We start from the raw sequence: 24,065 nt of genomic DNA on the forward strand, positions 1-24,065 counted from the left end.
CTTATGGCGATAAGTTTTCAACGCCTAGGTCTTTGCTATATCAGCCGCAAAAGTAATGTGTGAGTTAGCCAAACTTTTTACATCATTTGTCACCCATAAATGATAGGATCGCCGCAATTGTCAGTAATGAGTCAAATTTATGCTTTCGTGTAACAACATCACTATGCAGTTTGGTGCAAAACCACTGTTTGAGAATATTTCCGTTAAGTTTGGTGACGGCAACCGCTATGGCCTAATAGGCGCTAACGGCTGCGGTAAATCCACCTTTATGAAAATCCTAAGCAAAGAGCTAGAGCCAAGTGCAGGTAACGTAAACTACGATCCAAACGAGCGCATCGCTAAGCTAAATCAGGATCAATTTGCCTACGAGCAATATACGGTTGTAGACACAGTGATCATGGGTCATAAAGAGCTGTGGGAAATCAAGCAAGAGCGCGATCGCATTTACTCATTACCTGAAATGAGCGAAGAAGACGGCATGCGTGTTGCCGATCTTGAAACGCAATTTGCTGAAATGGATGGCTATTCCGCAGAAGCAAAAGCCGGTGAATTACTCCTCGGTGTGGGTATTCCAACCGAGCAACATTATGGCTTGATGTCAGAAGTTGCTCCTGGCTGGAAACTGCGTGTACTACTTGCACAGGTATTATTTGCAGAGCCAGATATCATGCTCCTAGACGAACCAACCAACAACTTGGATATCTATACTATCAAGTGGTTGGAAGACGTATTGAATCAACGTGATTGTACTATGATCATCATCTCTCACGACCGTCACTTCCTAAACTCAGTGTGTACACACATGGCGGACATCGACTATGGTGAACTGCGAATCTACTCTGGTAATTACGATGAGTACATGTTTGCGGCAACACAAGCTCGCGAGCGCCTGCTTTCAGATAACGCGAAGAAAAAGGCGCAAATTGCCGAGCTACAACAGTTTGTTTCGCGTTTCTCTGCAAACGCATCAAAAGCAAAACAAGCCACATCTCGTGCTAAGCAAATTGACAAAATTCAGCTGGAAGAAGTTAAAGCGTCAAGTCGTCAAAATCCATTTATTCGCTTTGAGCAGGAAAAGCCGCTATTCCGTAACGCACTTGAGCTTACCTCGCTATCACAAGGTTATGACGACACCCTATTCTCTGACCTAAATGGCCTTGTTGAAGTTGGCGAGAAAGTTGCCATCATCGGTGAAAATGGTGCCGGTAAAACGACACTACTCAACACCTTAGCGGGGCGTAAAGCGCCGCAAGCAGGTGAGTATAAATGGTCAGAAAACGCCAATATTGGTTACTATGCGCAAGATCATGCTGACGAATTTGAAAAAGATCTGGATCTTTTCCAATGGATGGAACAGTGGCAACAGCCAGGCGATGATGAGCAAGTCGTACGCGGCTTCCTTGGCCGTATGCTGTTCTCTCAAAACGACATCAAAAAGTCAGTTAAGGTGATCTCAGGTGGTGAACAAGGCCGTATGCTATTTGGTAAAATCATGATGCATAAGCCAAATATCCTACTAATGGACGAACCAACAAACCACATGGATATGGAATCAATCGAGTCTCTCAACTTGGCACTTGAGCAATACGAAGGTACGTTATTCTTCGTATCCCACGACCGCCAGTTTGTCTCATCACTTGCAACGCGCATTTGGGAAATTAAAGACGGTAAGATCACCGACTTCCATGGTACGTACGACGAATACCTCGCGAAGAAAGCGGCTGAAGCTGTATAAGATTAGACTGTAAAGGGCCACATTGGCCCTTTGTATTTTCTCAAGCACATCGGATCTTTGCTCCCTCATAAACCAGCACAAAAAATAGACAAACCCGCAATTTTGCTGTTAGGATTGTTCTCGCAAAAATTGGAATAATAAAAGGGTCGGCTATGGAACGTTTACAGAATATGTATTCGATAATGTTGCTGTCTAAGCTGAAAGCAAGCTTTCCAGAATCGTGCGATATCAATCACCACACTTTTTCACTCCCGCATGTGGATCAACAACTACTCGAAGATGTTGTAACCACTCACCTCAATGAAGGGCTTATCCAAGCGGATGGCCGTGATCAGTATAGTTTAACGACAAAAGCGATTGCACTGTTCGGCGAAGACGAATAACGAAAACAATAACTTAATAACAAAGAAATAAGCGCACCGAAGTGCGCTTCCAAGTTATTAACCTGAGATCAGGTTAACTAGGGACTGTGATGCTATCGTTAGCATCTGCAACCAAAGTGATTTGGTTACCTATGAAATCTACGTCTAAATCCGAAAATACCAGCCAACAACATAAGGCCGGCAAACATTGAACCGCCAGATGAATCAGAGTCAGTTGAAGGCTTATCAGGCACTTGATCAATCAAGGTATTTGCTTTTGGACTTAAGCCTTGAGCTGATTTGGGGTCATCATCCAGCACAGTAATTGCGTTTATGGTTACAAAGTTAGCTGCTCCCGGCTCACTATTGCTATCTTTACACTGTTCATCAGTGAAGTTAACTAATGGCACATTACCACAACGAGGAATTTTTGCTATCGCTTCTAATATTTCCATGCCACTGCCAGTCACCTGACCGAAGACCGTGAAGCCACCGTTGTCAACGTCCAAATTTTTACTATTATCTACCAAATTAAAGAACCATTGGCTTGTCGCACTATCAGGTCTATTTGCTACCTTTGCCATTGCAATAGTGCCTTTTACGTTAGACCATTTAGGTTCATTTTTTACAGCATCGTAAGTAGCGATGGCATCAAGAGGCACATCTCCTTCATATTTGAAGCCACCACCTTGCACAACAAAATCTGGAATAACGCGGTGAATTACCGTATCAGAATAACGCCCGTTATCTACGTATTTCAAAAAGTTTTCCACGGTTTTAGGCGTACTTTCATCAAATAGATTGACCTGAAAGCTACCATGAGAAGTTTGAAATTCGACAATCGTTGCATTAGCAGCAAAGCTTCCTAACAAGGTTGAAGCGAGCAATAGAGAGTTTAGCTTGAACATACTTTTCCACTTGGTTATTTTAATTCTCTTTGCAAACTAGAATAAAAATTTATTTATAAGTCGGCTAGCAATTCATTGTCAGTGGTAACAATTAAGAACATTTGCAGACTTAGATTTACAAAAACCGGTTAGGAACCCACCACATCTTGAGCAAGTTTTAGTCAAACAAACGAATTTCACCGCATAACTCCTCGGAGTAGACGGTTTATACATGCAACACTTCGTCATTTTTTATATGATGCGCCCGATTATAATTCTAAATCCAGGACAACAAGTATATGAGTAATTCCTCTGAAGCAGCGATGGAGATGAATACCGTCGACAATGGGCGCTGGACACAACACGACACACATTGGGTATTGAGCTTATTTGGCACTGCGGTCGGAGCAGGTATTTTATTCTTGCCAATTAACATTGGTATTGGCGGCTTTTGGCCACTCGTTATCATGACCGTGCTTGCCTTCCCTATGACCTATTTAGCACACCGAGGATTAGCCCGGTTCGTCCTTTCATCAAAGCAAAAAAATGCTGATTTTACGGATGTAGTAGAAGAACATTTCGGCGCAGGTGCTGGCCGTTTAATTTCCTTACTTTACTTTTTCTCTATTTTCCCTATTTTGCTTATTTATGGTGTTGGCCTAACCAATACCGTCGACAGCTTTATCGTCAATCAACTTGGCTTTGAGTCACCGTCTCGTATTTTACTCTCTGGTGTGCTCGTTGCCGGGATGATTGCCATTATGCTAGGCGGCGAAAAGCTGCTCCTGCGCGCTTTTGCTATTTTGGTTTACCCGCTGGTTGGGGTATTACTGTTTTTGTCACTCTATTTAGTGCCTAACTGGCAAATGCCAGTGGTAAGCACGCCTGATGTTGCGAGCTTAACCGAGTTACTTTGGCTATCCGTTCCTATCGTAGTATTTTCATTTAGCCATGCAGCCGCCATTTCTAGCTTTGCCAACGTGCAGCGTCGTCACTACAAAAGCGAGGCAGTTCAAAAATCAGAAGCGATCCTTCGTACGACCTCCATTATGTTGATAGTGTTTGTTTTGCTATTCGTATTCTCCTGCGTATTCTCTTTAACACCAGAGCAAATGGAAGAAGCAAAATCGGCGAACGTGTCTGTTTTATCCTATTTAGCTAACGTGTATAATAATCCGTTTATTGAAATGCTTGGCCCGCTTGTGGCATTTATCGCGATTACTTCGTCTTTCCTAGGCCATTTCCTTGGTGCACGTGAAAGCTTTAACGGCCTTGCAACCAAGCAAACGAGCATGAGCTATAAGCTTGCTGACAAGCTAGGCGTGGTATTTATGTTTGTTGCTATTTGGGTATGCGCCGTATTAAACCCAAGTATTTTGGACATGATGGGGGCTATCTCAGGCCCGATCATTGCGATGATCTTGTTTATCATGCCAACCATTGCCGTGTTTAAAGTACCGGCATTACAAAAATACAAAAGCCACATTGGCACTTATTTTGTGCTATTCGTCGGCTTGCTGGCGGTTTCTGCATTACTCTATAACATGCTAGGCTAACGAAAAGGGAGGCATCGCCTCCCTCACCTCTCTATCTTTCTTGTTGCTTATCCTCATGGCAGTTCAGACTAAATATAGTACTAGTTTTCAGTGTATTGAATGAACCACCATAACCGAAAAATGAACTTTGACTTTGTTTCTCTTCATGGCAGTTCAGACTAAATTATGGTAGTTTTCAGTGTCTTAAATTGAATACTACGACCAAACGATGAATTTTGACTTTCCACCAGCAATTAACGAAGAAATCACAGCGCTAATCAATCAAGTGCATAACTTACCTGTGCACGAGCAAACGCTGTTGAGTGTGCTGGCGGTCGTCTATAAACCAGTTTCAGCAATCAAGCTCAAACGCCTAGTTCAAACGCTCGTGGCAAAAGAGATCATCCCCGAAAATGACTTTGAACAAGGTGTAAGTCATAGCCAACTTATGAAGTGGCGCTCAGACGGGTTAGTGACTTTTAACGAAGATGGAGTGCAAATAAACCTAAAACTCGCGACCAGTTTAAGCCATCGGGTCATGGCTGACGGCCAGTTTTTAGCAATCCTTAACGCCGCAGAAGAGTTTATCCCTGTACTGAATGCTTATGAATGGGAGCGCCAATTTGCCGATGAACAGCGACTAATTCGAGACTTTTTATTTATCAATCAACTACCAAAAGCCCGCAATCATTTAGGACTGGCGAAAGACCCACAGGCGGTGTGTCATAAGACCAATCAAGTGCTATTACCACTGTATTTTTATCCTTTTTCAGTTGAAGGATTTTCGGCGCTTTCTGATGACTTGCAATATCAAGCTTTTGCAACTTTGCTCTATACCTTACTACAAGGTGGTCACAGCATCAGTTATGCACTTGAAATACTCACACAGGTTCAAGCAAAGACACAAAACCCGTTACTGACCTGTTTATTAGCAGAATATCAAATCTATACCCTGCAATTGGATAAGGCTCAGGCGTTGGTAGCCAATATCCAAACCGCTTATAGTGCACAAATTATGGCAAGCATTGCTTTTTTACAACAACACGACAACCTTATCGTTTGTTTTGAACAAGCACTAAAAGCCAAAGACAAAATCACCAAACGTAAAAAACAGTACCTAGGTAGAACACTGGGTTTGTTTCATAAGTTGGCATTATTGCAACAAGCCAATAGCCATGATGCCGCATTATTTGACACCCTCTCGCAACAGCTTGAGTTTGAAAGCCAAGACAGCAAAGCACCTTATAACAACTTCTTTGCCAATAACGTGCTGTTATACTGCGCAGAGAGCTTGTCGCAAAACAGTACCTACAGCAGCGCCCACTTAAATTATTCAAGCTTGAAGAAATCTCATGTTTTTGACTATTACTTAGGTCGCTTACTCGACTGCTTTGCACACTTCTGGTGTAATCAAAGCTTAGATGCCAAAGCGCTTGCCTGTCTCGACGACTGCATCGCAACGTTTGAGTGCCTCTCTTTACCTCTTTTTACCGGGCTTGCAAAGCAGTTGATGCTGGCAATGCACGGTGAGCAATACCCACTTGCGTTTAATCCCGAGCTGAATATTAGCCATCTCGTTGCCAAAAAGACGGCATGGGATTTGGCACTGGATAAGCTTATTGCGCTAAACCCGAACGCAAATACCAGCCAAGAAGTTGACGAGCAATTTCGCCTGATTTGGCAAATTAGGCAAGGTCGCTTTGATATTGAGTTTTTAGCACGCGAGCAAAAGCAAGGTAAAACAGGCTGGGGTAAAGGTAAGCCAATTTCCTGCAAACAACTGAAACAGCACCCCGAGAAATTTAGTTATATCAGTCAGTCTGATAAAAAGCTGATCGATGCCATCGCACCACAGTCAGGTTATGGCTACAATAGTCGTGCGGACTATGCCCTTGCTGGAATTCCCGCGTTAAAAGCCGCTATCGGCGCCACAAACCTATACCATGAAGACGACTTAAAACACGCCATTACCATTGCCGAGAAATCTCCCGAATTACACATCCGTCAACATGGCGACGATCTGCTACTCTCTATTCCTAATTTACCTAGCTATTTTGGTCAACCGCAAACCTACTCATTTATTCAGCAAGCTGAACATCACTACGAGTTTGTTGTGTTTAACCAATCACATATACAGGTCGCCGAGATTATTGGTGAATCCGGATTAACTGTGCCTGCCAGTGCAAAACAAAAGGTGCTGTCGAGTATTAAAGCCATCGCACCTTATCTCAATGTACAGTCTGATTTAGCAGATATAGATACTGGGCTGGATAGTATCGAGGCGCAATCGGCACTTGTTATTAACATTCAACCTTATCATCAAGGCCTCGATTTTCACTGTGTGGCTATGCCCTTTGGCGAAAAGGGGCCGATTTTTCATCCCGGGCACGGTATTGCCACTGTCAGCGCAGAAATTGATGGTAAACGCTTATCCACCACCCGAAACTTGCTACTTGAGCAGCAAAGATTGGATGAGTTAGATACGCACTGTCCGCTATTTTTGGAGATGACGGATAATCGCTTAAGTTTAGCCGAAATGGATGAAGCGCTAGAGGTGCTGCAAGAACTTGAGCTGGTGATTAATCAAGAGCCTTGCCCTATGGCGCTAAAACTCAGATGGCCTAAAGGCAAAAAGGTTAAGCTCAGTAGCAAGCTCGAAAGCCAACATTTGCAACTTGCCATGAGCAAGAAAAATGAATGGTTCGACATGACCGGCGAGCTACAAGTAAGTAATGACCAAGTTATCGAACTTAAACAGCTTCTGAAAATGGTTGCCACTAGCAATGGCCGCTTTATTGCGCTGGACGGTGAGCAAATACTCGCCCTTTCAAGTGAGTTAAAAGCGCAACTTGACCAGCTCAATAACGCGACCGAAGGCGGAAAGTTTCACCCGCTAGCTGCGCCTTTAATTGCTGAAGCCACCACTGGAATGCGGATGAAAACCTTGCCGGCCTGGGAAGAGCAAAACGAAAAAATGCAGCAAGCCGTCGCATTGACTCCAACGCTTCCTTCAACATTACAAGCCGAGCTGCGCGACTATCAGCAGGCGGGATTTGACTGGGCAATGCGACTTGCCCATTGGGGTGCAGGTGCGTGCCTTGCCGATGATATGGGGTTGGGTAAAACCATCCAAGCGCTGGCGATAATATTGGCCCGTGCCAATGTCGGCCCAACGCTTGTCATCGCGCCAACTTCGGTCTGCTTCAACTGGCAACAAGAAATCCAAAAATTCGCTCCAACCTTGTCGGTGAAACTCTTCTCTGACTATCCACATTCTGATGCTAGAGCTGAGATGCTGAGCAACTTGCAACCACTGGATTGTGTGATATTAAGTTATGGTCTACTACAGCGCGAAGTTGATATCTTAAAGCCTATCGCTTTTGAAACCATTGTCGCCGATGAAGCCCAAGCGCTAAAAAATCCTTTAGCAAAACGTACTCAAGCCGCATGCGCGCTCAAAGGCAAGTTTAAGCTGATCACCACAGGGACCCCAATAGAAAATAACCTCACAGAGCTTTGGTCACTCTTTCGTTTTGTAAACCCAGGGTTGCTCGGTAACCTCAAACGCTTTAGCGAAAAGTTTTCCGCTCCCATTGAAAACGCCAATGAAGATAAGCTCGCAGCACACCGCGCCCGTAAAGGCCTCAAACACCTGATCCAGCCTTTTATTCTGCGCCGTATGAAGCATCAGGTATTAACTGAATTGCCACCACGCACTGAGATCAATGTACCAATTCAATTGAGCCAAGAAGAACAAACCTTTTACGAAGCGCTACGCCAAAACGCCATTGACGAAATTTCACAGTCAACACAGCAAGACAGTGCCAACGAACAGCGCTTTAAAATGCTGGCAGCGCTAACCCGCTTGCGCCAAGCCTGTTGTCATCCAAAACTGTTAATGGCAGAAAGTCAGATAACCAGCTCGAAATTAGCGGCATTGGATGAGCTTCTGACCGAGCTGCAAGAGAACAATCACAAGGCACTTATATTCAGTCAGTTTGTAGGCCATTTGCAACTTATCAAAGCTCGCTTGGAAAAACGCGGGATCCGTTTTCAGTATTTAGATGGCAGCACCCCAAGCAAAGCACGTCAGCAGGCCGTGAATGCCTTTCAAAAAGGTGAAGGCGAGGTATTTTTAATAAGCCTCAAAGCCGGAGGCTCTGGTTTGAACCTTACCGCTGCAGATTATGTTATTCACATGGATCCTTGGTGGAATCCTGCGGTTGAAGAGCAAGCGTCAGACCGCGCACATAGAATGGGACAAACACGCCCCGTTACTATTTATCGCTTAATTGCCAAAGGCACGATTGAAGAACAAATTGTCGAGCTCCATCACCATAAAAAAGACCTCGCGGATCAATTGCTCGCGAATACCGATAAAGTGATGAAGCTAGACGTAAACGATGTGCTATCCATGCTCAAGGAGACGCTGTAATACAAATCTCTGGCGCGCGATAAGGTAAATCTAACAGCGAAAAATAGTTTTGACCTAAGGCGATCCGGCGAAAAGCATTGTCGTCAAGAGAGGCAAGAATTCGGCTATTGATATCAACTTCCTCTAAATAATCGAAAAAGCGTTTATTTTTACTGGCGACGAAATCACTGCCCGGCAAGAAGCGCTCAGCATGGGCATTAATAAATTCAACATACTGCCCCTGAATTTTCGGGTCGCTAAAATAATAGTCGTACAAAATTCGCCATGACAGATCGGCCTTTAGGTTTTTATATTGGGAGAATAACCGCTCCATGGTGTTTATGTGTAGCTCCGGATCAATTTGGCTTAGCTCTTTTGATACTCCCATGTGCATCCAAATAATATCGTTTTCTGGGTAGCGCTTTAGCACTTCCTCAAGCAAAGGTAAGTATTTAAGTGGCGTGTTGTTACCGCCTAAGTCAGCGTGCAGAGCAAGCGGAATACGCTTTTCTTTTAGCACAGCCATAAATGGCTGCCACTTGGCGATAGTCTCTTTTTCTACCGCTTGATGGCCGTTACCAAAATGCGCCGCTTTGACTAAATTCACTTCTCCCATCCAACGAAATAAGTCACCAAACTCGTCTTCGAGTAGTGCCATTTTTGGCAAAATAGTCTCTGGTTTGTGTAAGTCAGCAAAGGTCATAGACAAGGTTATATGCACGTTATCTGCGCCATATTTAAGATAATTGCTCGCATTTTTAAAGTCATTTTGAATGCTGGGTGAAATCAACTGACTGTAGCAGCCACGCTCACCAAAGCAATCAGGCTTTCGCTCGTAGGTTTGACCAATGCCATAAACGTTGACAAACACCACTCCCGCACGCTCTGCCCAAGTAACGAGCTTATCAAACGGCACCGCATCTCCCCGAAATGGCTGAAAATGGTGATGGGAATCAACGGCAAAATAACTAGATTGCGCCTTGCGGTCGTAACACTGGGTATTATCTACACTAAAAGTTGCTAGCGTGCGTGTGCCAGTGGCTGCCACACTTTGGCAACCAGCCAGTAAAACGGCACAGCTAATAGCAATAACACTTTGTTTTACATTCATTTTTATTATCTACTGAGTCTCCTTTACCAAGGTACTTTACCACGGATAATGTCCTTGTACATGACCCAGTCACCCATCAAGCTATACAGCGGATATTGAAATGTCGCAGGCTTATTTTTCTCAAAAAAGAAATGCCCTACCCAAGCAAAACCATAACCTGCGATTGGCAACAACCATAATAAAGACCAATGTGCAAAAACCAGCGCAATGAGCAAAATCAAAAGCACTAAGGTTGAGCCGATAAAGTGCAAACGACGACAAGTTTTGTTTTTGTGCTCCGCAAGGTAATAAGGGTAAAACGATGCAAAAGAATTGAACTCTTTGTTATTATTTTTAGTCATGAGAGTATGCGATTCGTTATTCGACTGTAATACTCAGCATAGTGCAAAGTATTTACGTTGAAAATAAAAAAGGAATGAGCGTGGCAACAGGCTCAAAAACAGTATGTTGAAACCCCTAATGATGATCACCGCTGCGATGCTGCTCCAAGCTTGCAACGACACCGCCCCAACTACAAAATCAGAGGCAACGATGAATGCACAGAGTAACATTCAATGCAGTGTAAGCAAGGGCTCCGACTCAGGTATGACCTACCCCATTAATTTCACTTTTACCAACGCAGGCCATAATGATGAAAAGTTTCTAATTTGGCATACCCCTTTTGAAGGCTGGTGGAGCCAATTTTTAGAGGTGACACAAAATGGTAAGTCGCTTAATTATCAAGGACCAATGGCGAAACGACTCGCGCCCTCAGCTAATGAGTTTATGACCCTAAATGCCGGGCAAAGTAAAAGCGTAGAATTAGATTTAGCACTGGCTTATGAGATAAACACTGCACAGCCCATTACCATCACCTATCACAATCAGCTCAGTCATGCCGATGCATTAAAAGCGTCATGTAGTACGGTATTGGAATAAAACCGATATCAGCACCGTGTCTCGGCTTGTAGGTCGGCTTTTAAGCCGACAACTTAACCCAACAACCCACAACCAACAACAAAAACCCCAACATCAAGGTCTCGAAATTTGGATCACGACTCGACGGTTCTTACCGCGACCAATGGCGTTGTCGTTGGTATCAATATGCCGTTTTTCGCCAAAGCCGTCAGTCATAATCTTATTCTCTTCAACCCCTAAGCTCGCCATATAGGATTTAATCGCCTCCGCACGTTTCTTTGACAATCTCAGGTTGGTATCACGGCCACCGTAACTATCGCTATAGGCCGAAATATAAATTTGCTCAATTTTCGGGTCATTTTTAAGGTATTCGCCGATCATATCTAAGCGTTTGCGTGACGACTTTGTCAGTTCGCTGGAATTTTTCTTGTAATTCATCACCGTAAAAGCGATGTCTTCAAAGCTGTATGGCAACAAGTTATCGCGACATTGTAAGAACGCCCAATACGCCTGTTTAAAGTTCACTGATGACAAAGAAACTGAGATTTTATCTATGTCGTTGTGCCAATCTTTATAATAAAAAGTGGGAAAGTAGCCCTTTTCAAGCTCAGTCAGCAACTGCCACGCGATGTCATTTTCAAGTTCACCGTCAAATTTTTTCAGTAATTTCATTTGACCGATACTTCTTGCCGGTTTGCCGGCTCGCCAAAGCGGTGGCACCGATTCAAGTCCTGCAAAATCGTAACTTTCTGGGCGTACCATCATATCGAGGTTAAAGGTTAAGTCTTTATTTTTACTGGCATTACTTGAAAATATAGCTTCACCGTAATACGGGACTTCATGATTAAGCGCACAACTCAAACGATTGTTTTGGTCAACATTCCAATGTGATGAATCAGCTTCGGCAGCGTATTGCCGCATTGCAGCCTCGCTATTAAAGGTCATAGCGCATAACGATATACCAACCCAACCTACTGATTTATATAACTTGCTCACCCCACACCTCACAACATCAACCATTAATCTACACGCGCTCAACACGCCAAAAACTAGAGCTTGTCTCTACCAATTCGCGCTATTAAGAGTTAAGCAATAAATGTACCATACTAAGCGCTCTCAAGCTGCTCGCTTCTTGTCGAGGTATCAGTATAATAGGCCGCTAAATTTCACAAACCAAGAAGATTATGTCTGATACCGAGCAAACGCTATTTTCAAAACGCTTTCGCGGCTTCTTTCCTGTAGTTATCGACGTGGAAACCGCTGGCTTTAATAAAGATACTGACGCCCTACTAGAAATTGCCGTCAGTATGTTAAAAATGGACGATGACGGGGTGTTAAGCTTAGATCAGACAGTACACTTTCATGTTGCGCCTTTTGAAGGCGCAAATATTGAGCAAGCTGCGATTGAATTTAATGGCATTGATCCATTTTCACCACTTAGAGGCGCAGTTGCAGAAGATGAAGTGCTGAAAGAAATTTGCAAAGCCGTGCGTAAAGCCCAAAAAGCCGCAGGCTGTCAGCGCTCCGTTGTCGTTGCCCATAATGCCGCTTTTGATCACGGTTTTTTAAATGCAGCTATTGAGCGTAACAAGATAAAGCGTACGCCTTTTCACCCATTTGTCAGCTTTGATACCACTTCACTTGCAGGGCTTGCTCTAGGCCAAACGGTGCTTGCAAAGGCATGTCGTGCAGCGGGTATCGAGTTCGATAACAGTCAAGCACACAGCGCACTTTACGACACAGAGCGCACCGCAGAGCTCTTTTGCTACATAGTCAATAAGTGGCAAGCATTAGGTGGCTGGCCGTTACCAGAGCCTGAAGCCGAGTCAGAACCTGATTCAACAACCGACACCGAATAATAAAAATGCCAGCAAATCCAGCTGGCATTTTTATAAGTGCTCGTTTTTAAGCTATTTCTGCGGTTTTGGCCGTCGTAAACTGTTGCATGATCTTACCTTCATGCAATTTAACGAAATTAGGCGGGTAAATTCGTGAAAACAGTTTAGTGTCTTTCGCTATTTTTACTTCAGTTCCGGGATGCATCAGCTCATTAACAGTGACTCGACTCAAGCGTGCTAATCGATGTATTTTTTGCTGTATTAAACCGATGTTACGCTGATTACGGCCATAATGCTTATTTATCTGCGCTTCGCTGTGCTGCAACTTGGCAAGATACGCATCTCGTTTTTGAGATTGCGGCGACGCCTGTGCTTTATTCATGGCTTGTTTAATATCAATGACTTTGGACGCCAGCACCTTTTCCAGCTCCACTAATTCGCGGTACTTATCATGCAAACTATCCCAGTCTTGGGCTAATGAAATACGCGTTCTTGTGCCTGAAGGCGCCCCAAGTTCACCCGTTTCTATACGCATGGCATCCAATACATTTCCGCCAATCAGTTTGCCTCTGGGGGTTTCACCTTTACCTACTTTGATTAAACGCTTGGAAGCCAAGTCACAATGCAAAGCTTGACGTTCAATGAGGATATCTTGTTCGCTTTCAATTCGGCAGTACTGCGCATAACCTAACGAAACACTGCGCTTTGCTTTAATTGAACATGAAAAAGGTTCACCTTCAGTGCGCTTACGGCCTATCGTACCAAGCATAACCGTAACCGCGCTACCGCTTTCAAGAATAGCCGACTCCACAAAACCAATAACGGTAATATCTCCTGAAGCCTTAACGCGCATCCCATCTTTGATATCACCACTTACAATCACACTACCATCAAACTCAACATGCCCAGTCGTCACATCAATGTTTTCGTAGCACAGTACATCATCAACGCGCATACCACGAGGAACGGCTACAGGCACACCTTTTGAATCGGCAATAAGTAAGTTTTTGTCATTGGGGTCAAGCTTGGTGCCTTCTGACACTTCAAGTGGCGCGTCTTTGCCTGGTTTAGGGTCAATCACGTCACCAAACACGGTATAGCCCGGCTCGCCTTCAGTTGGTGGGACTTTTTTCATTAATGGGCTGCCCGGCTTTACGGTGATGATAGCGCCTAAATTACGCATATCGACTTTACCACCGCTCGACTCTTGCGGGCTGAGCACTCTGTCCTGCGCTGTCATACACAGGCGTACAAACCGTGCGTCATTGCCATCTTTGGCTCGTTGACCATGCGCAACAATACCATTGTAAGTGTGTCCAGGAGGGAGTTCTAACTGCTGACCGAGCAGATTATCGAGGGCTTTGCCACTGACACCTTTTTTAATACCCGCTTGTTTTAATGCTTGTTTGGCCTTATTCATACAAACCAACTTACCGCCACGGGCAGTGGTTACTCTCGCTTCAGCAAGCATATTGCCTTCTTCAATACGCACAGAAATAGACGCATCGATAGCACGAGCCACAATCAGCGAGTCCTGCTCAGGCGCCTCACTTGCTGTAAACAGTTGGCCGATATTGGCATGAATGATTTCAAAATCCGCATATGGCGATTCCTCTATCATCTCAATTAGTTGAGACGAGCTCGCCGGAAACCCGGATTCCACTGGATGAGAGAGTAAGTAGACATAGCCCTCATCCTCATCAAAACGAAATAATGACATTCATCAACCCTGAAAAGTATGCACGATCTTATTGTTATGTTGTTATTTTTAATGCAGCGAACTCATTTGAGCATAACTTCGCCAAATTGTTAAGCTTAACATCACCTGAACTGCTACAAAATATAAATGAATGTAAATCGTTCTGTGCATCAAAAGTACAACTTATTATTTTCCTTAGATTTATCGGCTTTACAATGCAAAGCTTTAGACAAACTTTAGGGTTTCGCGCTTAGTAGCGTCAAATTCATAACTAAGTATTACTCCGTTTTACACTTGCCGTTTTATAGGGTAGTTTCATCTTTTACGACGGACATAAATTTTAGGGACAGCCATGACAAAGCACGTACACCTTAGTTTTATCGACACCAACTTTATCAATTCACTTACGCCGGTACTCGACCACAATATCGACTCAGATGAAATACTCTATTTAATAGAATCTCAACAACAACAAAATCTTGAAGATATTAAAAGAGTGCTGGGGCCAAGAGGGGTGAAAGTACATCATGCCCTTATTCCTACCAGCCGAGATAGCGACACCTTAATCGACAGCTTCCACCAACTTATTGACACTCTCATTAGCGAACAACCAGATACCCAATTTGTGTTTAATGCCAGTTGCGGTGACCGCCAACACTTGCTCTCGATGTATGAGGTGATCCGCGCCTATCCAATAGAGTGTTTTATCATTGAGCCCGAGCGCGACGAACTTCACTGGCTTGTACCAACAGAGCGCGCCAACACCATCCTTGCCGATAAATTAAAGATACGTGACTTTTTTAACCTCATCGACGGCGATATCACCGAAATTGCAAATGAGGGTATCGTTGATATTCGCTATCGCCAGCTCGGCGCAAAATGGGCAACCAGTCAAACGGATTATAGCCATGCCCTCGCCCAGCTCAACTACCTCGCTGCCAGCAGCGAAGATAATGGACTTATCAGTGAGCCTTTGAGTCGCAGCCAAATGAATAGCCCAAGTTTGCAAACACTCATTGACGATTTAGAAGATGCTAACGTCGCCACAAGGCAAGACGACAAATTAAAGTTTGCTAATGAAGGCGCTCGCTTTTTTGCCAACGGTGGCTGGCTAGAAGAATATGTTTACGCCACCCTCCTCAGCCTAAAAAAAGAACTCACCATTTTACAAGATGTCGCCCAAGGCGTTGCGATTAAACGTCGCGTGGGACAAGGCTATGTCAATAACGAGCTAGACATTGTAGCGCTCGCCAACAATAAGCTTCACCTCATTGAATGCAAAACCAAAAAGTTTAGTAAAGGGGAAGGCAACCAAGTGATTTATAAACTCGACTCACTCAGCGAATTATTTGGCGGCGTACAAGCAAGAGGCTTACTAGTGAGCTATCAAGGTATTAGAACCTCGGAAAGACTGCGCGCCAAAGCGCTAGAAATTGGCCTGATCTGCGAAGACGACCTTAGCCAACTTAAAGATAGGCTACGCAACTGGTTGCGCGGAGCGTAAACACAAAAGGCAACATACCCAGCGTTTTTGGCGCTGCGTTTATCAACCCTACAAACACATAAAAGCGGTAGCGAGTGCTCCGCTTTCTGTCGCCGTACAATAAATCACTTTCCTTTTAGCACAATCCTACAACATGACTTTAGAGCTGAGTTCGTCAGATATCAATGCCTCCAACTCCTTAAACAACGAAATAGCGTTTCAACCTTCATGGTTCATATCGGGACAAGTGAAAATGCACTCCTTGACTAGAAGGTTTAAACTTATTGAGCCACTTTTGGGCATAAAGCTTGCTGAAGTTGTTATACGTATTTCAGAAGGATTTGCTAAATGAAAGTTCAACACCAAGCAATGCTATATAATCAGGTTCAGGCACGACGCGCGCAATCAATCGAAAATGAAGCGAAGGGAAGCGTTTTGCCAGCATCAGAGGCAACAACTAGCCACATCAACGAGGTACAATTCGACTTTACCCATATGACCATGAAAGAGCTGGCTGTGGCATCTAAAGCACTATATGACGAAGGAATATTGGATTTAGGGCAACATGCTTCGCTTTCTTTACATTATTTTGCTGTTAAGCAAGGCCTAAACCAGGGGAGTGGAATCCCCTCTCCTGCCGATATTTCACGAGCCGAGAATGAAAAAATCGACGTTATCGCCATGCAAAAGACCAGGTTAAGAGAGGCTCGTCGGAGTGGCCGCTCAGAAACAGAAATTCAATTCTCTGAAAAGCTGCTCAATACTTTAGAGAACTATCAATATGGTGACAAAGGACGATTCTTCGCAAGTGCCTAGCCGCACAAATCAAGCCAACCCGTTATACATATAATCAATGCTTACGGTCTTGTTCAGCAATCGGCGAGTAATTAATCAAACACGCCTCTGCTTCGTGAAATCATCAGCAAATGGCATGATAAGCCATTGTAATGACATTAATCCTATGTATAATGCGAGACATAGTTAGTTGTTAGATGTATAGACACTAACAGTACTGAATTTATTCAGGGGCTGATTAGGATTCGACGGGATTCAAGAAGCCTAAGGTGCATGTCGAGGTGCGGCTGGCCTCGTAAAAAAGCCGTATTTAAAGTAATCGCAAACGACGATAACTACGCTCTAGCGGCATAATAGCCCGCTAGCACTCCTCCATGATATTCTTGTGGATCTGGTTCTGGAGTGTCACCCTACACAAGATCGCTACGGAAACCCTGGCCGGGGTTGAAGGGCTAAAACTAAGCGGCCTCGCCTTTACTTATCGTGTTCGTCCGAGATTTAAAGGTTAACCAAAAGACGATACTAAACATGTAGGACCGAAGGTCGACGCTTTCCGGACGGGGGTTCAAATCCCCCCAGCTCCACCAAATAGCGACACTGAAACCCCATCAAAACACTGTTTTTGATGGGGTTTTTGTTTATCTATGGTTTGGTAATTGGTTCAATATGGGGTAGATCTGGGCGTGGAATGTCCCCAGTGTGCCCCCGAGAATAATGCACAAAAAAAACCGCATATAGCGGCTTCCAGTCAAGTACTTCAGTTTAGAAGAACAGTGGTAACACTGCTTTTAGCACTGCGGCAATCTCTGGGTTAGTTACTGCCAGAGCACCACCCACTGCACTAACAATAGCTGTGCACGTTTTCGATGTTGCAGCTTTTTTCACTTTCTCTGTCATGACATTTCCTTATTAATTGTCGTCTAAAATTCCCTTTGTGCGCTTCTTTATCTGATAGACAACAAACGCACCTAACACCGCACCACAGACAGTTGTGATCAGCCATTTTCCATTCATGCCAATACAATTCCGCGTCGAGCCTGTTCAATTGTAAACGCGCCTTTTGCACCTTCCATGTTGGCCATGTGTAACATGAGTTCTGCATAGCGCTCGAGTGGTACGGTATCGCTCCAGAAGTTCGTGATTGTTGGTTGAAGGTTCATTTTTTCACGAATGTAGTTGATATAACCCTCTGTGTGGTTTTCGTTATCTGGCGCCCATCTGCTGACAATGCCCTCAATGGTGTCTAAACCGTGGTGATTTCGGTATGTCATCAGCGTGCGGTAAGCAGCCCGAAACCCATACTCAGGAGAGGTGAATTTCACAAACCCACCGCTATGCCCTACTTTCCCCTCCCAATCCGTGCCATTTTCACGGATATTGAGCGGGTTATTGTTCCGAACGTTTAAGTTTGGTTGTTCCATTAAGAATATCCCTATTGCTACTACTGCAAATCCTATTGCGATTAGATGCTTAGGCATGGTCTATGCCTAAGCGGGTTTTGGGTAACGCTGTTTGATTTCAAGTCGAGCGGCTAAACATGTGTTTAGTTTATCTGCCGTTTCGGCTGTTAGCTGTGAAGACAACTGAGGCAACACCTCGTCGCATAGCAGCTCAAGTAATGCGTTGTCTGACTCATTACGGTAGCTAACTGCTCGGGCTTTGAGTATTTCTGATTCAGTAAGCTGCACTCGGAAATCTGTCGTGCCGTACATTTCACTGACAAATTGTGTGAGTGCAATATTTGGTGTTGAAACATCAACATTGCTCTCTACTGTAATCCAACTACCGCTTTTATTAATTTGAATATCCATAACTTTCCTTGCTTAATCAAATGCACTGTCACCGATGTACGGGAACTGTCCCCATGCACCTTTAGACAAATCTACAAAACCAGTTACCGCAGCAGGTAATGCAATTTGAATTACCGTTGTTTCTGAAATATCTTTGCCAATGCCATCTACAATCGGGTGTATGTGCAAGTAGTGATTTCTATTTGTTGAAACACCAAATGCAGTACCACACAACTTTGCAGGTTCATTAGCAGCTAACCCCTCACAATAAAACCCTGTCGGCACTGTTCCAGAAATATGCTTAACTATCGCAGCGACTGTAACTGCTCCACTCATTTTAATATGTTGCCAAATGCCATACCCCTGATTTGCTCCACCCACATGATGCGGGTAAATCTCAATTTCCCATATATTGAAAGCAGTTCCAAAATGCTGTCTATCGCAGTTTATCGCCGACAAAAACTCTCGTGCTAACGGTGTTCTGTTCTCTGGTAGTACACCTGACGCGACGCGCTCTAAAAGGGTTGTCCGCTTTGTGACGCCTAAAGACCAAAAGTTTGGCACTTCGACGCCGCTTAATACTTGATTTTTTGATAAGCGCACGTGAGATTGCCTATCACGTCCATTCGCAATATAGCTATCAATCTCGGCAATTTTTGCATTACCCGCAGCTGTTTGTTGTTGCACTATTGCATTGTGTTCGGCTTGGAACTGAGCGCTTTTTGCATCATGCTCACTCTTGAACTCAGCTTGTTGTGTTTGGTGTTCGTGCGCCATGCGCGAGATTGCACCGCCACGAATGTCGTCTAGTAGTTGATTGCCGGTGCTGACTAAATCAGCCATGTTTTGCAAATCACTCATACATCATCCTTAATTTGTTCGTTAATCTGTTCTAATCGAACGGTTGAGAGTTCGACTAGTGTTTCCGTTGCTGTATTCAAGTCAGCGCCTAGTGTTAGGTTTTGTGCTGCATTTTGGCTCACAATATTGGTCAGTACATTGTTATCACGCCACGTTTGCAGCTCGCGGGTGAGTAGTCCAGTTACCGCCGTTGCGAGTGCCGTTTGTGAATTGGCAATACCGTGCATAAGTGTCACCGCATCAGTTTGCGCGGGGTCAATCTGCATAAGTATTTGTGCAAGCACATCGGTATTCATTGGCTCAACTAAGTAGCTCATTGCAACACCTCAACTATGCTAAGTTTGGCCTGACTATCACCAGTGTTATAGGCGTAAACCTCAGCGCCATTAGTGAGTGCAAGCGTGCCGCCTTTAACAACTGGCAAGCCATTGGTTGCCCCGCAATCACTACCGCCAACACGAACGGTTTCATTGTGTACGCTGATATTTTTGATTATCAGCTCATGGCGTAACTCATTGTCTACGACCAACCGCTTGCGGCTATGGGGTTCAACAATGATGTCATCCAATGAATTAAACCGAGTGGCCGACACATTGACCGCACGCACGTTTAATGTGTCCAGCACTCGGGCAATGGTCAGTGCATTCGTGATTTTGACGTTGTTAGATGCCGTTGAAGTGATCCGAAGATTTGCCACTTCATATTCTATGTGCAGCAACTCATCACTTTCATTGATGAATGTGACCGTAGAGATTTTATCTAGGTCGTATTGACGGCCAACCGCGCCCACTACGTCCGTAAATGCATTACACTCAATTGCAAAGGTGTCTGACGCATTGATAATGGATAACCAACGCGCCGCGGTACTTACCGAACGAGCCGAGTTAGCTGCTATGGTTATTTTTGCCATCGTTACTTCTTCCCTGCTATCAGTGCCACTGCAACAACGGCAACCGTTAAGCCCAGCGCGACTGAGATATACTTAATCATGCTGCTAGCCGATTGCGCGACTAAATCCTGCCCCTGCAACGATGTGCTTTTTGCAAGCGCAGCCACTCTATCCAGAGCCAACGAGTTTGCTTTCACATTCTCGTTTTGCGACTTGGTTAGGAACTCGGTCACGCTTGATTGCGTCCCCGTCAAATGCTCAATATTGGACTGATGCACCGCCGTTAAATCACCCGACATTGCCGCTACCAGCTCTTGATTGGCTGTTATCACATCGCTAGATAGCTCACTCACTGTCGCAAGACCATTGTTATAGCCTTGAGATAATGTGTCTGCTAAATCAGCACTTAGGTCGGTCACTGCGCCAATGCTTTGGCCTGTCACTTGTGCTAAATGCTCAATGCTGAGTTCGGTTGTCCCGCTCAGCGCTTTGCTGTACACATCCGCTAGGTCTGCGTTTAGTCCTGCCATTTGCTGAATAGCAATGTCTGCGGTATCAAACGCCCTATCTATCGCGCCACCATCAAGAATATTGACAACGCCACTGTTACCCGCAAATTCACCGTTATTGTGAACAGAGTTGTCAGTGTTGAATGAGTCGCTATATTCCTGTGATTGGTCGTATTCGTTGGTGACTGAGTTATCAATATCTTGCTGAATTTCATTTGTGACTGAATTGTCAGTGTTAAATGAATCGCTCCAGCGCTGCTCGACTGAATTATCTATGTCTTGACGCACTGAGTTATCAATATCAAAGTCATTGCGAACTGAGTTGTCTATGTCGTAGTCATTACGTATATCCGTACGACTTGCATCAACATTGCTCGCCCCTGCAAACTGACCATCGTTGACGACACTGGTAGAGGTTTGATTGGTTGAAGTGCTTTGACTACTTTTGGATTTACCGCCCATTTAACACCAACCTATAAACGTATTCGTCATGAAAAATCCCTCTTCGTTTTTCAACCAGCTGTGCTGGTAAATTGGCAAATCCGTGCCGAATGTATTCAGGGTTACGTGTATGCCACCGTATTGAGCCGCATTGCTGCTGTTGCGCATAGCGAATAAGCGATGGTACTGCATGTAAAAGGTTGCGCCCCGCGACTGCGACTATCACCAACTCTTGCGCTTCCTTGCGCGTCACCACGTACAATTGCCCTATTTGGTGAAGTTGTGATATTCCTTGTCGTATCTCGCGTTTAATTGTCCCTATCGCATTAAAAAGCGCGGGGCGCAGAACACGTAAAACCGAATCAGTTAGCTCAACGCTTTGCACGGCCAAATACCAGTACAAGCGCCACACCAACGGCCGCAAAAATTGCCCACTGTGGGACGCCTTTGTTGTAGGTCATGCCACCAAATCGGGTGTGATTGTTATAAACAGAGTCACCGTTCCCCGACGTAGCATGACCGCCATTAATCGGCATTTGCCCCGTATTGGTAAAGTTTTGTGGCAGGGGAAGCATTAGCCTTGCCCCCATAACAAAAATGCACCATAGGCCAGCCCTGCAACGGTGGCGATTTTAACCACGGAGCGCATCAAACTGCCCATTGAGCTACCCACGATTAAACCACCAATCCCTGTTACAAGCGGCCAAACAAATACAGGCATAACTATTTCCTTAGTAGTAAGACCAATATAATTGCCGCACCAATACCACCAAAGATCATGGTGTTTTGGCTAAACGGCATTTGTACGCTTGGTTGCGCGACCACTGTCGAACCATCCTTATTTCGACCTTTGACTGGCTCAGCTCGCTTCAACACCTCAGGGTCTTTCGCGGCTTCTTGCTCGTATGCTGTGCGACCAATCCCAAGTAACTCGTCAATTTTGCCTAGGTGTGGATCAACATACTCGTTATACCAGCCTGATACGCTCTCAAATCCGTCTGATAGGAACTCAGGCAAAAAATTAGACATTACGCCCCCTTAGGAACGGGAAACGGCTTTACTTGGTCAAAACCTTGAACATAGGTTTTAATCGCGCCGTTGCTGTCCACTTCAAATTCAAAGTTAAGGCCGAGTGTTGGCATTGCGTTGGCAGAGCCAAAGCGAAATAGTGTGAAATCCAACAGCAGATAACCTGCTTGAGGCTTCACGCCTTTGTAGCGCTGCAATTGATAGTCGATGTCTTCACGGGTTAGCGTTTCAACTGTTCGGCCACCACGCTTAACGCGCACTTTGGTGATTTTGACTTCTGACTCGTCAAACACCATTTTTTGCACCCAACGATTAGGACCCGTGTTTGGCATTGTCCAAGAGTGCTCACCCGCCGCCGCCGCATGTTGCGTTAACTCGTATCGTGTTGGTTTAAAGATACGGCCTAACTGGTTAGTGTCCGTCACGAACGCCTTACCCATAATCACGGGTGACGTTGGGTCACTAGCGCCTTTAGTGCCAACTTCAATTTTTAGGGTGACGTCATCAGTTAGCAACGTAACCAGCTCAGTCATAAAGATACCGCCATGTGTACGGTACTCGTGTTGGCTAAAGTCCAATACAAAACGTCCTGTTTGTTTGAACTTTTCATACATCGTGTCTAGTAAATCCAACATTTTGTTAGTCACTTGCACGATAGGTGTACCGCCAATATCCAGCGTGATTTTTTTAATGGTCTCAACGTGCTTTAGGTTGGTTTCTAACTCAATCGAATGATAGGTTAAACCCGCCTGAAGCTTGATTGTCCACTCTTCACTGTAGTTGCTGCCCGTTGGCGATGGCAACTGCAATACCGACGGTCTAAAATGCTTAATTACACTCATGATGAATTACCCAATTACGTCTTCAACTGCATCAACGTTGTTTGATGCCCATACCACTGCCGCTGCGATAACCGCCGCAATACCAGCAGTAATCAAGTGTCCTTTCATCGCTTTATTCATTTGGTTCATGTCCCTTTGGTTGTTGCTTTCCTGATAGAAGTTTTACGAGTACAAACGCCACAACCGCAGAGCCCGTACTTACTGCTAGATATATTTGATTCATGGTTAAGTGTTCTCTCGTTGTGGTGAATGTGCTTTTTAACGTAGAGAAGCGTTTCGGTTAGCGTCAATGGGGAGTTGGCAGGGGTAACCTATTAGGTTAAATTAACAGAAATTTACATTTATGAAGGAATCAAATGTCTGCTTTTGATACACAAGGGTTCGTGGATTCGCTCAAAGAGCGAGTATCAAATCCATTTCTTTTTACCTTTTCTTGGTTGTTCGTTGTTTGGAACTGGAAGGCATTCGGTTGGTTTATGTTTGAACCGCTTAAATTCAGTTTAAAACTAGAACGATTTCAATACACAGGTCTTGAACTTTATTTTTGGTGGCCTCTGATCATGACATTTCTTGTGGTTGTTTTTGGTCACTCACTTAATAACTTTGCAGAACTATGTAAACGTTTTTGGGATTTAGTATTAGCTTGGTTCTTTAAACGAGTTGGCTGGCGAGATTACGTACCAAGTGATGAGTTAGACAAAGCTCTTGAAGAAAGTAATGCTCTGAAATACAAAAACAGAGAACTTGAGAGAGATTTAGATTTGGCGCTAGATGAAAATAAACGTTTAAAGTCAGAAGCAGCTAAATTACAGGAAAGCTCTGCCGCGCCAACAGAAGTTGAAGACATTGAAGAAGCTGAAGAAGCTGAAGAAGCTGAAGAAGCTGAAGAACTTGAAGAAGCTGAAGAACTTGAAGAAGCTGAAGAACTTGAAGAAGTTGAAGCATTTG

Annotated in this window: 26 protein-coding genes and 1 other RNA gene; 10 read left to right on the forward strand and 17 right to left on the reverse strand. The window is 44.4% G+C overall.

Translation table 11 applies throughout. The features are described from left to right. Positions 1–139: 139 nt before the first annotated feature. Both CWC03_RS19610 and CWC03_RS19615 read left to right on the forward strand, forming a co-directional pair. Complete coding sequence (locus tag CWC03_RS19610; RefSeq protein ID WP_138583310.1) at positions 140–1,735, forward strand: ABC-F family ATPase; 1,596 nt, start codon at positions 140–142, stop codon at positions 1,733–1,735. A gap of 152 nt (positions 1,736–1,887) precedes the next feature. Continuing rightward, positions 1,888–2,118, forward strand: coding sequence for a hypothetical protein (locus CWC03_RS19615; RefSeq protein ID WP_039492375.1), 231 nt, complete (start codon positions 1,888–1,890; stop codon positions 2,116–2,118). Between the two features lie 125 nt (positions 2,119–2,243). Here CWC03_RS19615 and CWC03_RS19620 read toward each other — a convergent pair whose 3' ends face one another. Continuing rightward, the gene (locus tag CWC03_RS19620; protein WP_138583311.1) at positions 2,244–3,005 is read right to left on the reverse strand and encodes a peptidylprolyl isomerase; all 762 of its coding nucleotides are present in this window, start codon (positions 3,003–3,005) and stop codon (positions 2,244–2,246) included. A gap of 278 nt (positions 3,006–3,283) precedes the next feature. Between CWC03_RS19620 and CWC03_RS19625 the strand changes: the two genes are divergently transcribed. Further along, the gene (locus tag CWC03_RS19625; RefSeq protein ID WP_138583312.1) at positions 3,284–4,540 is read left to right on the forward strand and encodes an aromatic amino acid transport family protein; all 1,257 of its coding nucleotides are present in this window, start codon (positions 3,284–3,286) and stop codon (positions 4,538–4,540) included. Between the two features lie 208 nt (positions 4,541–4,748). Next, positions 4,749–8,954, forward strand: coding sequence for a DEAD/DEAH box helicase (locus CWC03_RS19630; RefSeq protein ID WP_138583313.1), 4,206 nt, complete (start codon positions 4,749–4,751; stop codon positions 8,952–8,954). Here the strand turns inward: CWC03_RS19630 and CWC03_RS19635 are convergent. Both CWC03_RS19635 and CWC03_RS19640 read right to left on the reverse strand, forming a co-directional pair. Next, the gene (locus CWC03_RS19635) at positions 8,938–10,044 is read right to left on the reverse strand and encodes an amidohydrolase family protein (protein WP_138583314.1); all 1,107 of its coding nucleotides are present in this window, start codon (positions 10,042–10,044) and stop codon (positions 8,938–8,940) included. The two genes, CWC03_RS19630 and CWC03_RS19635, sit on opposite strands and share 17 nt — an antisense overlap. Positions 10,045–10,067: 23 nt before the next feature. Beyond that, the gene (locus CWC03_RS19640) at positions 10,068–10,385 is read right to left on the reverse strand and encodes an Mpo1-like protein (protein ID WP_138583315.1); all 318 of its coding nucleotides are present in this window, start codon (positions 10,383–10,385) and stop codon (positions 10,068–10,070) included. A 103-nt stretch (positions 10,386–10,488) separates the two neighbouring features. Between CWC03_RS19640 and CWC03_RS19645 the strand changes: the two genes are divergently transcribed. Then, the gene (locus CWC03_RS19645) at positions 10,489–10,962 is read left to right on the forward strand and encodes a DUF4352 domain-containing protein (protein WP_039492389.1); all 474 of its coding nucleotides are present in this window, start codon (positions 10,489–10,491) and stop codon (positions 10,960–10,962) included. A gap of 93 nt (positions 10,963–11,055) precedes the next feature. Here CWC03_RS19645 and CWC03_RS19650 read toward each other — a convergent pair whose 3' ends face one another. Continuing rightward, positions 11,056–11,961, reverse strand: a complete 906-nt coding sequence (locus CWC03_RS19650; protein ID WP_138583316.1) for a flagellar protein MotY — start codon at positions 11,959–11,961, stop codon at positions 11,056–11,058. A 164-nt stretch (positions 11,962–12,125) separates the two neighbouring features. Here CWC03_RS19650 and rnt point away from each other — a divergent pair, with 164 nt between their 5' ends. Further along, complete coding sequence (rnt, locus tag CWC03_RS19655) at positions 12,126–12,800, forward strand: ribonuclease T (protein ID WP_138583317.1); 675 nt, start codon at positions 12,126–12,128, stop codon at positions 12,798–12,800. A 46-nt stretch (positions 12,801–12,846) separates the two neighbouring features. Here rnt and CWC03_RS19660 read toward each other — a convergent pair whose 3' ends face one another. Further along, entirely contained in the window at positions 12,847–14,499 is a 1,653-nt protein-coding gene (locus tag CWC03_RS19660; protein WP_138583318.1) for a flagellar assembly protein A, read from the reverse strand. A 331-nt stretch (positions 14,500–14,830) separates the two neighbouring features. Between CWC03_RS19660 and CWC03_RS19665 the strand changes: the two genes are divergently transcribed. The 3 genes from CWC03_RS19665 (at position 14,831) to ssrA (ending at position 17,343) form a co-directional block, all read left to right on the forward strand. Beyond that, the gene (locus CWC03_RS19665) at positions 14,831–15,982 is read left to right on the forward strand and encodes a Card1-like endonuclease domain-containing protein (protein WP_138583319.1); all 1,152 of its coding nucleotides are present in this window, start codon (positions 14,831–14,833) and stop codon (positions 15,980–15,982) included. Between the two features lie 327 nt (positions 15,983–16,309). Then, a complete protein-coding gene (locus CWC03_RS19670) occupies positions 16,310–16,777 on the forward strand; it encodes a hypothetical protein (RefSeq protein ID WP_138583320.1) in 468 nt (155 codons plus the stop codon). A 209-nt stretch (positions 16,778–16,986) separates the two neighbouring features. Further along, positions 16,987–17,343, forward strand: a transfer-messenger RNA (tmRNA) gene (ssrA, locus tag CWC03_RS19675). 175 nt (positions 17,344–17,518) lie between these two features. On the opposite strand, the gene CWC03_RS23905 is transcribed toward ssrA, so the two are convergent. From CWC03_RS23905 to CWC03_RS19725, 12 genes are all read right to left on the reverse strand, one after another. Then, positions 17,519–17,653 carry a hypothetical protein gene (locus CWC03_RS23905; protein WP_274517155.1) on the reverse strand — a complete coding sequence of 45 codons (135 nt, stop codon included), beginning with the start codon at positions 17,651–17,653 and terminating at the stop codon, positions 17,519–17,521. 113 nt (positions 17,654–17,766) lie between these two features. Beyond that, positions 17,767–18,177, reverse strand: coding sequence for a hypothetical protein (locus CWC03_RS19680; RefSeq protein ID WP_138583328.1), 411 nt, complete (start codon positions 18,175–18,177; stop codon positions 17,767–17,769). Positions 18,178–18,243: 66 nt separating this feature from the next. After that, positions 18,244–18,567, reverse strand: a complete 324-nt coding sequence (locus CWC03_RS19685; protein ID WP_138583321.1) for a hypothetical protein — start codon at positions 18,565–18,567, stop codon at positions 18,244–18,246. A 12-nt stretch (positions 18,568–18,579) separates the two neighbouring features. Then, positions 18,580–19,407 (reverse strand): hypothetical protein, encoded by an 828-nt coding sequence (locus tag CWC03_RS19690; RefSeq protein ID WP_138583322.1) that lies wholly within the window; start codon positions 19,405–19,407, stop codon positions 18,580–18,582. Continuing rightward, the gene (locus CWC03_RS19695; protein ID WP_138583323.1) at positions 19,404–19,724 is read right to left on the reverse strand and encodes a hypothetical protein; all 321 of its coding nucleotides are present in this window, start codon (positions 19,722–19,724) and stop codon (positions 19,404–19,406) included. The genes CWC03_RS19690 and CWC03_RS19695 overlap by 4 nt, the downstream gene beginning before the upstream one ends. Beyond that, a complete protein-coding gene (locus tag CWC03_RS19700) occupies positions 19,721–20,317 on the reverse strand; it encodes a hypothetical protein (RefSeq protein ID WP_138583324.1) in 597 nt (198 codons plus the stop codon). The genes CWC03_RS19695 and CWC03_RS19700 overlap by 4 nt, the downstream gene beginning before the upstream one ends. A 2-nt stretch (positions 20,318–20,319) precedes the next feature. Next, the gene (locus CWC03_RS19705; protein WP_138583325.1) at positions 20,320–21,267 is read right to left on the reverse strand and encodes a hypothetical protein; all 948 of its coding nucleotides are present in this window, start codon (positions 21,265–21,267) and stop codon (positions 20,320–20,322) included. Then, positions 21,257–21,649 (reverse strand): hypothetical protein, encoded by a 393-nt coding sequence (locus CWC03_RS19710; RefSeq protein ID WP_249314087.1) that lies wholly within the window; start codon positions 21,647–21,649, stop codon positions 21,257–21,259. The genes CWC03_RS19705 and CWC03_RS19710 overlap by 11 nt, the downstream gene beginning before the upstream one ends. Beyond that, positions 21,618–21,821, reverse strand: a complete 204-nt coding sequence (locus tag CWC03_RS19715; RefSeq protein WP_138583326.1) for a hypothetical protein — start codon at positions 21,819–21,821, stop codon at positions 21,618–21,620. Before CWC03_RS19715 ends, CWC03_RS19710 begins: the two co-directional genes overlap by 32 nt. Beyond that, positions 21,821–21,967: a hypothetical protein gene (locus tag CWC03_RS23540; protein WP_157782808.1), complete on the reverse strand. Its 147-nt coding sequence runs from the start codon at positions 21,965–21,967 to the stop codon at positions 21,821–21,823. The genes CWC03_RS19715 and CWC03_RS23540 overlap by 1 nt, the downstream gene beginning before the upstream one ends. 2 nt (positions 21,968–21,969) lie before the next feature. Continuing rightward, positions 21,970–22,275, reverse strand: coding sequence for a hypothetical protein (locus CWC03_RS19720; protein ID WP_138583327.1), 306 nt, complete (start codon positions 22,273–22,275; stop codon positions 21,970–21,972). Then, the gene (locus CWC03_RS19725) at positions 22,275–23,117 is read right to left on the reverse strand and encodes a major capsid protein P2 (protein WP_010606456.1); all 843 of its coding nucleotides are present in this window, start codon (positions 23,115–23,117) and stop codon (positions 22,275–22,277) included. The genes CWC03_RS19720 and CWC03_RS19725 overlap by 1 nt, the downstream gene beginning before the upstream one ends. Positions 23,118–23,473: 356 nt before the next feature. On the opposite strand from CWC03_RS19725, the gene CWC03_RS23680 reads away from it, so the two are divergent. Then, the coding region (locus tag CWC03_RS23680) for a hypothetical protein (protein ID WP_212748164.1) at positions 23,474–24,065 on the forward strand (592 nt) is incomplete at its 3' end.

This window comes from Pseudoalteromonas sp. S2755 (genome assembly GCF_005886535.1).
In the GTDB taxonomy this organism is placed as follows: domain Bacteria; phylum Pseudomonadota; class Gammaproteobacteria; order Enterobacterales; family Alteromonadaceae; genus Pseudoalteromonas.

Bases quoted from the DNA above. Each gene is read 5' to 3' on its own strand.
- CWC03_RS19610 (WP_138583310.1), top strand. From the start codon at position 140: ATGCTTTCGTGTAACAACATCACTATGCAGTTTGGTGCAAAACCACTG.
- CWC03_RS19615 (WP_039492375.1), top strand. From the start codon at position 1,888: ATGGAACGTTTACAGAATATGTATTCGATAATGTTGCTGTCTAAGCTG.
- CWC03_RS19620 (WP_138583311.1), bottom strand. From the start codon at position 3,005: ATGTTCAAGCTAAACTCTCTATTGCTCGCTTCAACCTTGTTAGGAAGC.
- CWC03_RS19625 (WP_138583312.1), top strand. From the start codon at position 3,284: ATGAGTAATTCCTCTGAAGCAGCGATGGAGATGAATACCGTCGACAAT.
- CWC03_RS19630 (WP_138583313.1), top strand. From the start codon at position 4,749: ATGAATTTTGACTTTCCACCAGCAATTAACGAAGAAATCACAGCGCTA.
- CWC03_RS19635 (WP_138583314.1), bottom strand. From the start codon at position 10,044: ATGAATGTAAAACAAAGTGTTATTGCTATTAGCTGTGCCGTTTTACTG.
- CWC03_RS19640 (WP_138583315.1), bottom strand. From the start codon at position 10,385: ATGACTAAAAATAATAACAAAGAGTTCAATTCTTTTGCATCGTTTTAC.
- CWC03_RS19645 (WP_039492389.1), top strand. From the start codon at position 10,489: ATGTTGAAACCCCTAATGATGATCACCGCTGCGATGCTGCTCCAAGCT.
- CWC03_RS19650 (WP_138583316.1), bottom strand. From the start codon at position 11,961: ATGGTTGATGTTGTGAGGTGTGGGGTGAGCAAGTTATATAAATCAGTA.
- rnt (WP_138583317.1), top strand. From the start codon at position 12,126: ATGTCTGATACCGAGCAAACGCTATTTTCAAAACGCTTTCGCGGCTTC.
- CWC03_RS19660 (WP_138583318.1), bottom strand. From the start codon at position 14,499: ATGTCATTATTTCGTTTTGATGAGGATGAGGGCTATGTCTACTTACTC.
- CWC03_RS19665 (WP_138583319.1), top strand. From the start codon at position 14,831: ATGACAAAGCACGTACACCTTAGTTTTATCGACACCAACTTTATCAAT.
- CWC03_RS19670 (WP_138583320.1), top strand. From the start codon at position 16,310: ATGAAAGTTCAACACCAAGCAATGCTATATAATCAGGTTCAGGCACGA.
- CWC03_RS23905 (WP_274517155.1), bottom strand. From the start codon at position 17,653: ATGACAGAGAAAGTGAAAAAAGCTGCAACATCGAAAACGTGCACAGCT.
- CWC03_RS19680 (WP_138583328.1), bottom strand. From the start codon at position 18,177: ATGGAACAACCAAACTTAAACGTTCGGAACAATAACCCGCTCAATATC.
- CWC03_RS19685 (WP_138583321.1), bottom strand. From the start codon at position 18,567: ATGGATATTCAAATTAATAAAAGCGGTAGTTGGATTACAGTAGAGAGC.
- CWC03_RS19690 (WP_138583322.1), bottom strand. From the start codon at position 19,407: ATGAGTGATTTGCAAAACATGGCTGATTTAGTCAGCACCGGCAATCAA.
- CWC03_RS19695 (WP_138583323.1), bottom strand. From the start codon at position 19,724: ATGAGCTACTTAGTTGAGCCAATGAATACCGATGTGCTTGCACAAATA.
- CWC03_RS19700 (WP_138583324.1), bottom strand. From the start codon at position 20,317: ATGGCAAAAATAACCATAGCAGCTAACTCGGCTCGTTCGGTAAGTACC.
- CWC03_RS19705 (WP_138583325.1), bottom strand. From the start codon at position 21,267: ATGGGCGGTAAATCCAAAAGTAGTCAAAGCACTTCAACCAATCAAACC.
- CWC03_RS19715 (WP_138583326.1), bottom strand. From the start codon at position 21,821: ATGCTTCCCCTGCCACAAAACTTTACCAATACGGGGCAAATGCCGATT.
- CWC03_RS23540 (WP_157782808.1), bottom strand. From the start codon at position 21,967: ATGCCTGTATTTGTTTGGCCGCTTGTAACAGGGATTGGTGGTTTAATC.
- CWC03_RS19720 (WP_138583327.1), bottom strand. From the start codon at position 22,275: ATGTCTAATTTTTTGCCTGAGTTCCTATCAGACGGATTTGAGAGCGTA.
- CWC03_RS19725 (WP_010606456.1), bottom strand. From the start codon at position 23,117: ATGAGTGTAATTAAGCATTTTAGACCGTCGGTATTGCAGTTGCCATCG.